The sequence below is a fragment of the Pseudomonas sp. genome (genome assembly GCF_036404235.1).
Lineage (GTDB): Bacteria > Pseudomonadota > Gammaproteobacteria > Pseudomonadales > Pseudomonadaceae > Aquipseudomonas.
In genome coordinates this window covers 26,340-39,227 of record NZ_DASWOT010000056.1, presented here as the reverse complement: position 1 = coordinate 39,227, position 12,888 = coordinate 26,340, and the positions used below count along the sequence as shown (strand labels likewise).

Below are 12,888 nucleotides of genomic sequence, written 5' to 3'. Positions count from 1 at the left end.
ATGCGAGGTCGTCTCCACGCTTCGCGCAATGGGTAATTCGATGACATCAGCCCTAGGGCCTGGGTGCGGCAATGGTAGTGAGGTACTTCGGCCTACAACAAGAACAAGACGGAGAACACTCATGGCCACAATCGACAGTACATCCATGGGCAGCACGCCCAACCGTGGGATAACCAAGGAGGAGCGCAAGGTCATTTTCGCCTCGTCCCTGGGCACAGTATTTGAGTGGTATGACTTCTACCTGTACGGCTCTCTCGCCGCAATCATTGCAAAACATTTCTTCGCTGGCGTCAATGAAACAACGTCTTTCATCTTCGCTCTGCTCGCGTTCGCCGCAGGCTTCGCCGTACGGCCGTTCGGTGCCATCGTCTTCGGCCGACTGGGCGACATGATTGGACGCAAGCACACCTTCCTCATCACCATTGTGATTATGGGTATCTCCACCGCCGTAGTGGGTTTTCTGCCCGGCTACGCGACCATTGGCGTGGCGGCACCGATCATCCTGATCACCCTGCGCCTGCTGCAGGGCCTGGCCCTGGGCGGTGAATACGGCGGCGCGGCGACCTACGTGGCCGAACATGCGCCCAAAGGCAAGCGTGGCTACTTCACCTCATGGATCCAGACCACCGCGACCCTGGGTCTATTTCTTTCGCTACTGGTGATCCTCGCCTGCCGCACAATCCTTGGCACCGAAGCCTTCGAGGCCTGGGGCTGGCGAATTCCCTTCCTGCTGTCGATCCTGCTGTTGATCGTCTCGGTGTACATCCGCCTGCAACTCAGCGAGTCACCGGTGTTCCAGAAAATGAAGGACGAAGGCAAAGCCTCCAAGGCGCCGCTGACCGAATCCTTCGCCCGCTGGGACAACCTCAAGGTGGTGATCATGGCGTTGCTCGGCGGCACCGCCGGCCAGGCCGTGGTCTGGTATACCGGGCAATTCTATGCACTGTTCTTCTTGTTGCAGATGCTCAAGATCGACCCGCAGACCGCCAATTTGCTGATTGCCGGCTCGCTGCTGATCGGCACGCCGTTCTTCGTCCTGTTTGGTAGCCTGTCAGACCGCATCGGCCGCAAGGGGATCATCATGGCCGGCTGCATCATCGCGGCGCTGACCTACTTTCCGATCTTCAAGGCGTTGACCGAATACGGTAACCCCGACGTGTTCGCCGCGCAGGAGCGCAATCCAGTCACGGTGATTGCCGATCCCGACCAGTGCTCGTTCCAGTTCGACCCGGTGGGCAAGGCCAAATTCACCAGTTCCTGCGACCTCGCCAAGAGCCTGCTGGCGAAGAAGGCCATCCCCTACACCAACGAGGAAGCTGAGCCTGGTGCTGTCGCACAGATCCGCATCGGCGAGAAGCTGGTCCCGAGCTTCGCGGGCACCAACCTGCCCGCCACTGACTTCAAGACCGCGAACGATGCCTTCACCGCCACCCTCGGTACCGCGCTCAAGGACGCCGGCTACCCCGAGAAAGCCGACCCGGCCAAGACCCATTACCCGATGGTGCTGCTGCTCCTGACCATCCTCGTGATCTACGTGACCATGGTTTATGGCCCGATAGCCGCCTGGCTGGTGGAACTCTTCCCGGCACGCATCCGCTATACCTCGATGTCGCTGCCCTATCACATCGGTAACGGCTGGTTCGGCGGCTTTCTGCCCACGGTGGCGTTCGCCATGGTCGCGGCCACGGGTGATATCTACTTTGGGCTGTGGTACCCCATTGTCATTGCCGTGATGACAGCCATCCTCGGCACTTTCTTCCTGCCGGAAACCAAGGATCGGGACATTCATCACACATAAGGTCGGCACCTCTCCCGCGAGGGAGAGGACGATCCTGCTGAAGGCGAGTGCCAGTCTCAACGTTTACTCAAGGCCAAACGGGCTGCACAGGGCATACAGTTCTTTGGCGCAATTGTCAGAAGCATCCAACCCGTACAGAAATCTCCTCATCAGCGGCCCATGAGCATTCTTATGTACACTGCGCTCCTTCACAGACACGCATATGGGGCCATCAATGGCGTCGAACAGCACCTCCAGGCCATCGGACCAGACGGCGTCGCTGGAAAGCCGCATCCGCGGCCGGTATGAACAGATGTCGGCGGTGGAACAAAAACTCTCGGACGTGATTCTTGCCTCCCCCGGCCACCTGGCCATGCAGACCGCGACCGAACTGGCCATCAGTGCGGGCGTATCGAAAGCGACCACCACTCGTTTCTTCCGCGCATTGGGTTACGACTCTTACGAAACGGCCCGACGCGAAGCGCGCAAGGCCAGCAGTGGCGGCTCGCCCCTGTATCTGCAACACCTGGGTGCCGAAGACCGCGACCCGCAAGCGTTGGTGCAACATCACCTCGATCAGGAAATCACCAACCTGGTGAAGACCTACGAATCGCTGTCGCAGACTGATCTGTTTCACATGGCACAGGCCATCGCCAAGGCTCGTCGGGTGGTGATCGTTGGTTATCGTCACAGCCAGACCATCGCGGTGATGTTTCGCAGCAATCTGATTCAGGTGCGCGGCGATATTCTGTTGTTACCGGCACCCGGCGACAGCCTGGCCGAGTACATCGCCGGACTGGATGAGCGCGACGTGGCTATTTGCATCGGTCTGCGTCGACGCGTGCCGCAACTGGAAAGCGGCATGGCGGCAATGGCGGCGCTGGGTGTGCAAATCCTGTACATCTCCGATGTGCTGGCGGGCAAACCGGCGAAGCTGGCACGCTGGGTCATCCGCTGCCATACCGAAGGCAGCCTAATGTTCGACAGCAACGCCAGCGTGGCAGGCATCACCAATCTGCTCTGCTCATTGGTGGGTAAAGAACTGGCGGGGGAAAAATCGACACATCTGGCCCAGGCCGAGGTCCTGCATCAACAGCTCGGGGAGTTGGAATAAACGCAAGACATCGGCGCTCAAAGGCACCAAAAAAGCACGCTGACGCACCATTGCAGCGCGAGGGTTTTCGAAGTTCTCGATTGGCGTCCCGCACAAAGAAACCAATGTTTCACAAATTAACTATGTGAAACCGTTGTTTCTAAAGGCCGAATGATTTTCTTTCGCCATCGCCCAAGAGGCTGGCACAAAACCTGCGATACCCCTTGGGTCTACACACCTAACCAAGGGCGCCATCATGAAAAAAACCTTTCCCGGACTCCCGCTCGTTTTAGCGGCAATCACGCTTGGCGTCAGCCTGCATGCGTCGATTTCTTCGGCCGATACACTGGATGACGTCAAGGCGCGTGGCACGCTGGTGGTGGCCATCGACCCGACCTTCGCCCCTTATGAATATACCGACGACAACGGCGCTATCACCGGCTACACGCCAGCCATCATGGCGCAGGTGGCGAAGACCCTCGGCGTAAAAGTGGAATACCAGAAGATGGCGTTCAGCGGGATCATCCCGGCGCTGATTTCAGGCTCGGTGGACGCTGAGGGTTCCTCCTTGAACGTCACCGCCGAACGCGCCGCCAAAGTGCTGTTCGTCGCCCCGTTTGGCAAAAGCGTCAATGCCGTCATGACACGCGCCGACGACAAACGTATCGATCCAGCCAGCTTGAAAGTCGAAAACCTCGCTGGCCTGAGCGCTGCGGTGAAAAGCACCTCGGCACCGGAACAACTGATCAAGCAGTTCAACGTTGAACTCAAGACCAAAGGCCTGGCGCCGATCAAAATCGTTGGCGTCGACAGCGTCGACCAAACCTTGTCGGCGTTAATGACGCGCCGCGCCGACTTCATCCTCGATGACATCACCGTGCTGGGCAGCCTGCTCAAACAGCACCCTGAAAACCTGCGCCAGGTCGGTGAACTGGGCGCCAGCCAATGGATCAGTTGGGCCACGCGCAAAGACGACGTGCGCCTGAACAAGGTCATCAGCGATCAGATCATTGCGATGAAGCACTCCGGTGAATTGCAAAAACTGCAGCAGCAATACCTGGGTGTGACCTTCGATCTGCCTTCCAGCGACTTCATCCCTGCCAAGTGAGAGCCCCCATGTCTTTGTCATCCATCCAGGTACAGGTGCCAGCCGGGCATGGCCGTACCTTCGAAGTGCGCAGCGGTCAGTACATCACGGTGATTGATCGCGAAGGCCAACAAGCCGCTGACTTTGTCGCTATCGTTAATGGTCAGACGGATCAATACCTGTCCCCTACACACACCCGGCGGCGCCTTGACTCGCTGTTCTTCAACGTCGGCGACAGCCTGTATTCGAACGCCGACGAGCCCTTGCTGAAAGTGGTTCACGACACCGTCGGCGTGCATGACGCCAATGTCCCGGCCTGTGATTGCACGCGCTTCAGCGTCGATTTCGGCGTTGACGGGCACCGCAACTGCCTGGACAACATGCACGAAGGCCTGAGCCATTACGGCGTGTTGCCGGTGAACGTCCCCGAGCCGTTCAACCTGTTCCAGAACGGTCCGGTGACCGCCGATTGCCGCATGCAGGTCACCGATCCGATCAGCAAACCCGGTGACAGAATCGTCTTCAAAGCACTCAAGGATCTAGTCTGCGCGGTGTCGTCATGCCCGCAGGACATCATTCCCGGTAACGGTTTGTTGGTCACTCCTATTGACATCGTCATTTCCGACGACGAACCGCCGCGCTGTTGAGGACTCCCCCATGTTGTTAATGAAAGACGCCACACAAACCCGACCACCGCTACCGATGCAGACGGTAAAAATCGCGGCGGGCAGCGCGGGTTCCATCGTGGTCAAGCGCGGCCAGTTACTGCGCATCACCGCACTGCAAGCCGGCGCTGTGGCGAGCTTGTTCGGCTTCAGCGAAACGGAGCCAAACGTGCATCTATCGGTGCATCACACCCGAGTGTTCAGCAATTCCTATGTGCTGGGCGCGGGCATGCGCCTGGTCAACAACCGTCGTCGTCCGGTGATGGTGCTGGGCAAGGACAGTGTCGGCAAACATGACCTGCTGATGCCGGCGTCCACCACTGCGTTTCTCGACACTCACGGCTATGCAGGGCAAACCGGTTGCGTTGAGTCGCTCAAGCAAGAGCTGCAACGCCTTGGCCGCCAACAACCCAAGCTGCCGGACCCGGTCAACCTGTTCATGAACGTGCAACTGGATCAGCAAGGCACGCTGACGCCATTGCCCAACACCGTGAAGGCCGGTGACTCGGTGACCTGTCGCGTGGTGCTCGACACCGTGTTCGTGGTCTGCACATGCTGCACCGGTATTGCGGGCAACGACACACCCGGCGCGGTAGAGCTGTCGGTGGCCGAAGACCTCAGTGACTTTCCAGGTTAAGGCATGAGTGCATACGCGCAAATGCTCAACGCCCTGCCCGACTTGGCGACTGGTTTGCGGGTGACACTGGAGCTGACGGTGCTCGCCGCCGTCACCAGTTTCGTCACAGGCCACCTCGTCTGGTGGCTGCGTGGAAGGTCGACGCCGCTGTGGCGTGGCATTGGGCATTTGTACGTCAGCGTCATGCGGGGCGTACCGTCCATCGTGCAGCTATTCATCGTGTTTTTCTCTCTGCCGCTTATTGGGCTGGGCGGCAAACCGTTGCTGGCGGCGGTGCTGGCCATCGGTCTGAACAGCGCCGCCTACGTCGCCGAGATCCTGCGAGCCAACTACCGCGCGCTGCCCCACGGTCAGAGCGAAGCATCTCATGCGCTTGGGCTGTCGGCGTTTCAGGTGTGGTGGTACGTCTCATCGCCACAAGCGTTGCGCAGCAGCCTGCCCGCGTTGGTCAACGAGTTCACGTTGGTGGTCAAGACCACGCCGCTGGCCTCGGTGGTGGCGGTCACCGAATTGACCTACGCCGGCCAATTGGTCATCGCCCGCACCTTTGAAGCCACACCGGTACTGGCAATGGTGGTCGCCGGGTATCTGCTGATCTGCTGGCCGACGCTCAAACTGGCGCGGCGGCTGGAACGGCGTTTCAATCGTGCAAGGGGCCGCTGATGGATTGGTCGGTGATTCTCGATAACGCCCCAGACCTTGCCGCAGGTTTGTGGGTCACCTTGCGCCTGAGCCTGATCTCGGCCTGCACCGCGCTGACACTGGGTGCATTGCTGGCCTGGGCGCTGCAAAAGGGTCGTCCCTGGCTACACGCCATTGCCCGCGCCTACATCGATTTCGTTTTAGGCCTGCCGATGTTGGTGCTGATCTATTTGCTGTTTTTCATCCTGCCGGAGTACGGCATCACCCTTAGCTCGCCAGTAGTCGGGGTCACCGCGTTGACGCTGTATTACGGGCCGTACATAGGCGAAGTCCTACGCTCAGCGTTTGGCGGCATCGCCCTCGGCCAATATGAAGCGAGTGCCGCGCTGGGCCTGCGACCGTGGGAAACCTTGCGCCACGTACTGCTTAAGCAGGCATTGCCGGTGGCGCTGCCACCTTCGGTGGGCTTGCTGATCGGCCTGATCAAAGACACCGCGCTGCTCTCGGTGGTGGGCGTGGAAGAGTTCATGTACGCCGCCAAACAAGCGATTTCCAGCAGCTACGCACCGCTGGAAATCTATCTGACCGTGGCCATCGTCTATTGGCTGATCACCCTTTTACTCGACACCGCAGCCGGCGCCCTGGAGCGCCATCTCAACCGCCATCGTCTGGCTTGAATCCAAACTGGAGTTTGCCCCATGTCTGTCATCCCCTCGCCGACCCTCACCATCCCTGCCGGCCACGGTAAAGCCGTGCGCCTGAAGGCCGGGCAATCGGTGCGCGTCATCAATACCCACGGCACGCAGGTGGTGGATTGCTGGGCCTGGAATGCCTATGACCTGCAAGAGTTCATGTGCATGGAGGCCACACGCGTCTGGACCCAACACTTGAATCCGGTGGTCGGTGACAGCTTCGTCACCAGCGCTCGCCAGCCCATTCTGACGCTGGTCGAAGACACCTCGCCGGGCGTGCATGACACCTTCATGGCCGCGTGTGACCGGCGCCGCTATGAGTGCTCGGCTGCACCCACTACCACCGCAACTGCAGCGATAACCTGTTTGAGGGCATGCTTGAACTGGGCGTGACGCCACCGCGTCGCAACCTGGCGTCGTTCAACATTTTCATGAACATTCGCGTGCAGCCGGACAACATCACATTAGCCACGTTACCCACAGTCACCAACCCTGGCGACTACATCACCCTGCGCGCAGAGATGGACTGCTTCGTCGCGTTCTCGGCCTGCCCGCAGGACATCGTCAGTATTCAGGGCCAAGGCGACAACACGCCCAAGGATGCAGGCTTGCAGATCATCGACGATGACTTTGCGGCCATCGCCGTAAAAGGCCCTTGGGTGCCCGATCACGTCAAGTCCGCCCAGCGCTGAGTCAATCGTTACCCAGCACTTCGAACGAGTACCTGTTCCTACCCGCGCTCTTGGCTTCATACATCGCGTGGTCGGCATGCTGAATCAACGCCTCAATATCGTTGCCATCGCGTGGGAACAGGCTCACCCCCATGCTGGCGTGGATTTGCACCCTACGCCCGTCAATAAACAGCGGAAGCTGAAAACACTGATGCAGTTTTTCCAGCAACACGATGATTTTCTGTGGGTCCTTGACGTCGTTGAAGAAAATCACAAACTCGTCCCCCCCCAAACGTGCCACACAGTCAGCGGTGTCACTGGCCGAGGTCAACAACTTGGCCACCGCCTGCAGCACCTGGTCGCCAAAGCGATGGCCATACTGGTCGTTCATTTCCTTGAAGTGGTCAAGGTCGACAAACAGCAACGCCATTTTCTGATCCTTTTCCCGAGCCGCGACCAAGGCCTGTTCCAGGCGCTCGAAACACATCCGTCGATTGGGCAGGTCGGTCAACGGATCATGGCTGGCCAGGTGTTCAAACGCCGCGCGGCTGCACGTCAGGTCATCAAGCTGGCTGAGAATCTCCTGTTTCATCGCTTGAAAGCGGCGCGCCAACACGCCCAGCTCATCATCCCTGGGCGGCAACTGGCTGATTTTTCGCTCGCGAGAAAACAACTCGACCGCGTCAGTCATGCTGCGCAGCGGGCGGATCAGCTTGCGCGATGCAATAAACGCCGCCAGCAGTGCCAGCACGCTGAACAGCAGCGCAATCTGAGCGATGTTCGTACCGGCGCGCGACGCTTGCGCCAACACATGGCTTTGTGGCTCCCCCAGGCCAAGTACGACAAACGGCTCGGTCCCTCCCGTGTGGGAAAGCCGTACGAAGGCTGCGACCAATCTATCTTTCTGGCGTTGCTCCACGCTGTTGCTGATCAAGCTGTTTGGCCCCGTCTCAGTCAGCAGTTGGGCCACCTCGGGAAACTCATCCTGCAAAAACAGTCGGCGCCCCTGATCGAAGCCAAACGTGCGCCGATGATCGGGATGAACCAGCAAGTCGCCCCAGCGATTGCTCAGGTAAACCTGATACTCAAGGGGTAAGTCACCCTGCAATTGGTTGAACAACTGATCGAGGTCAACGTTGATCACCAACAGCGCAAACACCTTGCCGGAAGGGTCCGCGACCGGCGTCGACACATGCAGTGTCGGCTTGCCGAGCCCAGAGTGAGCACCTTGCTCGTGGTTGATCACAATGGGCGAAATACGCACCTGGCCGGGTGCCAGGCTCAGGGTCTCGAACACGTAGGCGTAATGCGCCTTTTCTTGCAGATCCGAGCCCTGGACCCTGACGATACGCGGACCGTCACGATCCTGTCGAACCAGTTCCAGGCCATGATCATTGGCACTGATCAAGCGGATCTGCATGTAATCGGGATGCGCCAGCAACATCGCGCGAAAAGACTCGGCCAGATTGTTCTGTACTTCGTTGCGCTTGTCTTGATCGACGATATTGGCCAGTTGATGCACTTGAGGACCGTTGGTCAATACCGCCGCATCCAGCGAAATATTGCGCAAGCTGCTGTGCAAATTACGCCCAAGCACTTGCACTGAGGTCAGCAAATCGCGCTCGGCAGCTTGCAGCAGCATTTCACGGCTGCTGTTATAGATGTAATAACCCGCAAGGCCCGTGGGCAGCATGCCGAACAGGGCCATCAAGCAGCCGAGCTTGAAGGCGATACCGAACCTCATGGCTGCGCACTCAGGGGCGGGCGTTCGCCGGAAATGATACGTTGCCAGAGTTCGGCGCGACGCTGGTCATCTTCGACCGGACGCAGCCAGATCAAACGGCTTGAGGGGCTGGCGTCTTTAGGTTCCTGCACCGTATTGGACAGATCCTGCCGCTCGTTCAGCGCATGGCTGACTTGCGGTTCGAGCATGTAGTTGATCCACAGGCTGGCCAATACCGGGTCCCGCGCGCCACGGCTGATCGCCCAGCAGTCAAGCCAGGCCAATGCCCCCTCGCGTGGGACCACATACCCCACGTCGACACCTGCGTCGCGCAGTTGCCTAAGCTGCTGGCGTCCGTAGTTGGCATATATCAGCGCCACAGAATGTGTGCGAAAAAGCTCGGCGGCCTCTTCAGGCTGCGAGTAGAACGTCAAAACGTTGCGGCGCAAGGCAATCAATTTATCGGTCACCTGCGCGAAGTCGGCGGCATTTATTCGAAAAGGGTCACCGCCAAGCACCAGGCTGGCCAGGGAAAAATTATGGTTGCTGGTATTGAACGCCAACACTCGGCCCTGAAACTTCGGGTCCCACATGCTAGTGATCGAATCCGGTGGCTGATTGAACTGCTTGCGGTCATAGATCAGGCCCATGTCCGACCATGCGTAAGGAATGGCATAAACCTTACCATCGACCACAATGTCGGGGATTTTCGAATAGTCGCGAAAACGCGGAAGCTGGCGTGCGGTATTAGTAATGCGCTCAAGGTGCAACGGCTGCAAAAGCCCCTGCCCCGCGTAATTGTGGATTTCCGCAGTATTGGCCGCAATAACATCGAAGTCTGCGCCCCGGTTTTCAGTCAACTTACTGCGCAGGACTTCATCACTGCCGACCAAAGTGACCTCGACCGTGACCTTGTAGCGCTTCTCAAAGACATCGACCAGATCATTGTCGGCATACCCCGGCCACGCCAACACACGTAGCGTTGGCTCATCTGCGCTCACTTGCCTGGCTATGAATAGAGAGCAGAAGACCAACAACAATGGGTACGTACATTTCATGAAAGATACCCATGACCTAGGATTGGACCACTATACAGATGGCAATATGCCTGTGCTCAGCAACCTCATAACACGGGTGACACCTTCAGTCGGAAACGCTGTGAAGATAATTGAAGCCGCCCAATTACCAAAGATTAGGGCTGCAACCGGCTCAAAGGTCAGGAACATCGATGCGTGAATGCTCGTCCATAATCACGACACCACAGGTCGCGATGGTCATGTCGGATCCAACGCGTAGACACAAGCAGCTTTGGTCAAGGTGTCGCGCATGTACCGTCTCAGGTCAAGTGGCGCGAGCACCTCTATCTGATCAGCATTACTCAGCAGCCAAAGGCGCAGGCCCTGGCCGTCATGGATACGGCCCTTGAATAACCAATGATCGGTACCGTCGGGCTGGATAACCTGGTCTGAAACGAGCGGGTTTTCGCTCAGCCGTTTGCGAAGGTTAGGGCTGAGCCGCAGGTGCAGTTCAATCGGGCTCGGTGAAATAAGCGAACGCAGATCGTGCATGACATCCATTGAGTTGACGTCATAGTCCGGTGGAACTTCAAAAGGGCGCGCTACAGCCTCTTCTACCTTGGAGATGCGGTGCATTTGCAGGACAGACATCGTGCCGGGCCCACGACTCTCATACTTATGGCGTGACTGGCCCGGTTGCGGCTCTTGCTCATGCGGCCAGGTTTCTTCCTGCACGTAGCACGACAGGTAAATGTTAGCGTCCTGAAAAGAAAGCCCAAGCGTGCGCACCAGATACTTGACGATCAAATCCCCACGCTCGGGAATGCGGTACGACAATCTGATCGCATACCCTTTGAGCAACGAATCCTGGACCTGTTTTAATGCACGCTGATCAATCAGCGCAGGTTCCAGCGCAATGAATCGGGTGGTGCTGGTCAGTCGCTTTGAGGACCAATGTTGATCAGCTGTCGTTTCAAGCAAAACACGTTCGGCGTAATCCTTGATTTCCGCCAGCTCGTCCACCTGAGCTTTCATCCCAAAGCGAGCGCCATGTTCAAGCAGCAGCATCAGGTTGATCGCCTGAGTGGCGTTGAGCTGGCCAATCTGTTTGAGCTGTATCACGACATTTTTTCTGAACCAGTCATGACCATTACCACAGACCTCGAAATCGGCGGCGTCGGCGGCTTTCAAACTGTTCAGATCACGCTGCGTCGTTCGAAGTGAACGCGCTCGACCCAGCTTGCGAATCACATCTGCGTGAAACTCTCTGGTCTCCCGCTTGCTACCATCTGCGGGCAGGCAAGCGTGTATCTGAAGCAGCCGGACAGTCAGCTGTTTGCTGGATTTTTTTTGCATGGCACCGAACCTTGCGACAGAAAGTGTCGCAAGCCTAGCGATAATGGGCGCCACCCACAAACTGCCATGATGGATGATTGAATTGAACCGTATCGCTTACTTGTCCAACCCGAACGTGCAGCGCTTCATTGAATGGTTCAGTGCCAACTTGAATACCTCGGTTTTCAAGCATGGCTACCTTAACCGTATGAGTCGCACCTCCTGGAATTGCGAAAGCCTTTACGACGCCTACCGCCAATACAAATGGCCTCACCCGGCAATAGGTCGCTTGCACGTGGAAAAGGGGGCGGATTTCGATAGCAACGAAACGGCGCTTACGGCGCTGAAAGCCGAGCTTGAGCGCGCCCTTAAGATGCCCTTGAACGACGAAGCCGCGTGCCAGGCCGCGATAGACGTAATGGTTTGGGGGGGTGTGCAAGCACACAACGTCAACTGGCTGAATACTCACCGCACAGGTTTGGCCGCCATGCTTGCAGCAACACGTGACGCCATCGACCATGGCAATCCCGAGTCGGCGATATTGCTGGACCCAGCCCTGCGTTTTAACGCCGGCATGACCAAGGTCTACTCGCTCATCTGCCGCAACTTTGTCATCTATGACAGCCGGGTCGCTGCGGCGCTAGGCTGGGCCGTGGTCAAGTATTGCAACGAAAACGGCCTCGCGACCCTGCCGCCAGAGCTGGCGTTCCCTTGGGCTGCGGCGAAGGAAGCCGGTGCGCTGGCACCTAAACGTCGCAATCCCGGTACGCAAACATTGCGATTTCCACGACTCACGTCAGGTCCGCAGCACGCAGTATGGAACTTGCGCGCAAGCTGGCTTTTGAGTGCGGTACTGGAATCGGCGAATGCCAAAACCTGCGGCTTCACGCCGGCCACCGGGCTGCGCCAGATGGAAGCCGCACTGTTCATGCTCGGCTATGACCTGGGCGAAACCACAGAAGGCGCCGTACCGACAAGCGATGCTGGCGAACAGGAGCCGGACTGGATTGAGTGCGCCACCGCAGCGAAACGCGTGCCGTTTCGTTACCGCATGACAGCCGGTGGGTTCGTTACGGAGAAAGGCAAGCGCTTCCCGGTTGAGGTGATCAACCAAACACTCGCCAATCTTCAGCAACAATTTGGCTCGGCACCGTTTCCGCTGGCAAACAGCGCCGAACACGTCCCCAATGGCGACAGTGCCTATGGCATCGGTACTGCCTACTATCTGGCCATGTCCAAGCGTGGCAATCCTCCGGATACCAGCCAACTTGCGGCGATACTCGAAGACCTCGGCATTTTCAAACTCACCCACGACCGCGAGCACTGGCTATTCAATCAGGACTTGCTGCCAACGGGTTCGGGCAAGCCTATCGACATAACCCCCATTATTCAGCGCGCCATCGATGAGGATTCGGTCGGCTGACGGCTTGCGGTAAAACAATGCTCAACGCGGCCGAGACGTAACGCTTCGGCCGGATTTCTCCACGACCAGAGCGTTGCACGTGAACAACTCGACCACAGCGCAGGAGGTAGCCATGTCATCCAGATAA

Annotated in this window: 13 protein-coding genes; 10 read left to right on the top strand and 3 right to left on the bottom strand. The window is 58.2% G+C overall.

Features of this window, described 5'->3' with window-relative positions; genetic code table 11:
* Positions 1-121 precede the first annotated feature (121 nt).
* The 9 genes from VGC62_RS06905 to VGC62_RS06865 all read left to right on the top strand — a co-directional run bounded on the left by VGC62_RS06905 (position 122) and on the right by VGC62_RS06865 (position 7,285).
* Entirely contained in the window at positions 122-1,798 is a 1,677-nt protein-coding gene (locus VGC62_RS06905) for an MFS transporter (RefSeq protein WP_331186325.1), read from the top strand.
* Between the two features lie 214 nt (positions 1,799-2,012).
* On the top strand, positions 2,013-2,891 hold the full coding sequence (locus tag VGC62_RS06900; protein ID WP_331186324.1) for a MurR/RpiR family transcriptional regulator: 879 nt from the start codon (positions 2,013-2,015) through the stop codon (positions 2,889-2,891).
* Between the two features lie 235 nt (positions 2,892-3,126).
* Positions 3,127-3,978 carry a transporter substrate-binding domain-containing protein gene (locus tag VGC62_RS06895; RefSeq protein ID WP_331186323.1) on the top strand — a complete coding sequence of 284 codons (852 nt, stop codon included), beginning with the start codon at positions 3,127-3,129 and terminating at the stop codon, positions 3,976-3,978.
* A gap of 8 nt (positions 3,979-3,986) precedes the next feature.
* On the top strand, positions 3,987-4,604 hold the full coding sequence (locus tag VGC62_RS06890) for an urea carboxylase-associated family protein (protein ID WP_331186322.1): 618 nt from the start codon (positions 3,987-3,989) through the stop codon (positions 4,602-4,604).
* A 10-nt stretch (positions 4,605-4,614) separates the two neighbouring features.
* The gene (locus VGC62_RS06885; protein ID WP_331186321.1) at positions 4,615-5,259 is read left to right on the top strand and encodes an urea carboxylase-associated family protein; all 645 of its coding nucleotides are present in this window, start codon (positions 4,615-4,617) and stop codon (positions 5,257-5,259) included.
* 3 nt (positions 5,260-5,262) lie between these two features.
* Entirely contained in the window at positions 5,263-5,922 is a 660-nt protein-coding gene (locus VGC62_RS06880; RefSeq protein WP_331186320.1) for an amino acid ABC transporter permease, read from the top strand.
* Entirely contained in the window at positions 5,922-6,578 is a 657-nt protein-coding gene (locus VGC62_RS06875; RefSeq protein WP_331186319.1) for an amino acid ABC transporter permease, read from the top strand. The genes VGC62_RS06880 and VGC62_RS06875 overlap by 1 nt, the downstream gene beginning before the upstream one ends.
* 21 nt (positions 6,579-6,599) lie before the next feature.
* A complete protein-coding gene (locus VGC62_RS06870) occupies positions 6,600-6,986 on the top strand; it encodes an urea carboxylase-associated family protein (protein ID WP_331186318.1) in 387 nt (128 codons plus the stop codon).
* Positions 6,968-7,285: a DUF1989 domain-containing protein gene (locus VGC62_RS06865; RefSeq protein ID WP_331186317.1), complete on the top strand. Its 318-nt coding sequence runs from the start codon at positions 6,968-6,970 to the stop codon at positions 7,283-7,285. Before VGC62_RS06870 ends, VGC62_RS06865 begins: the two co-directional genes overlap by 19 nt.
* A 1-nt stretch (position 7,286) precedes the next feature.
* Here the strand turns inward: VGC62_RS06865 and VGC62_RS06860 are convergent, their stop codons facing one another.
* The 3 genes from VGC62_RS06860 to VGC62_RS06850 all read right to left on the bottom strand — a co-directional run bounded on the left by VGC62_RS06860 (position 7,287) and on the right by VGC62_RS06850 (position 11,413).
* Positions 7,287-9,008: a diguanylate cyclase domain-containing protein gene (locus VGC62_RS06860; RefSeq protein WP_331186316.1), complete on the bottom strand. Its 1,722-nt coding sequence runs from the start codon at positions 9,006-9,008 to the stop codon at positions 7,287-7,289.
* The gene (locus VGC62_RS06855; RefSeq protein ID WP_331186315.1) at positions 9,005-10,045 is read right to left on the bottom strand and encodes an ABC transporter substrate-binding protein; all 1,041 of its coding nucleotides are present in this window, start codon (positions 10,043-10,045) and stop codon (positions 9,005-9,007) included. The genes VGC62_RS06860 and VGC62_RS06855 overlap by 4 nt, the downstream gene beginning before the upstream one ends.
* Positions 10,046-10,261: 216 nt before the next feature.
* Positions 10,262-11,413 carry a WYL domain-containing protein gene (locus VGC62_RS06850; RefSeq protein WP_331186314.1) on the bottom strand — a complete coding sequence of 384 codons (1,152 nt, stop codon included), beginning with the start codon at positions 11,411-11,413 and terminating at the stop codon, positions 10,262-10,264.
* Between the two features lie 28 nt (positions 11,414-11,441).
* Between VGC62_RS06850 and VGC62_RS06845 the strand changes: the two genes are divergently transcribed.
* Positions 11,442-12,761 carry a hypothetical protein gene (locus tag VGC62_RS06845; protein ID WP_331186313.1) on the top strand — a complete coding sequence of 440 codons (1,320 nt, stop codon included), beginning with the start codon at positions 11,442-11,444 and terminating at the stop codon, positions 12,759-12,761.
* Positions 12,762-12,888: the final 127 nt, after the last annotated feature.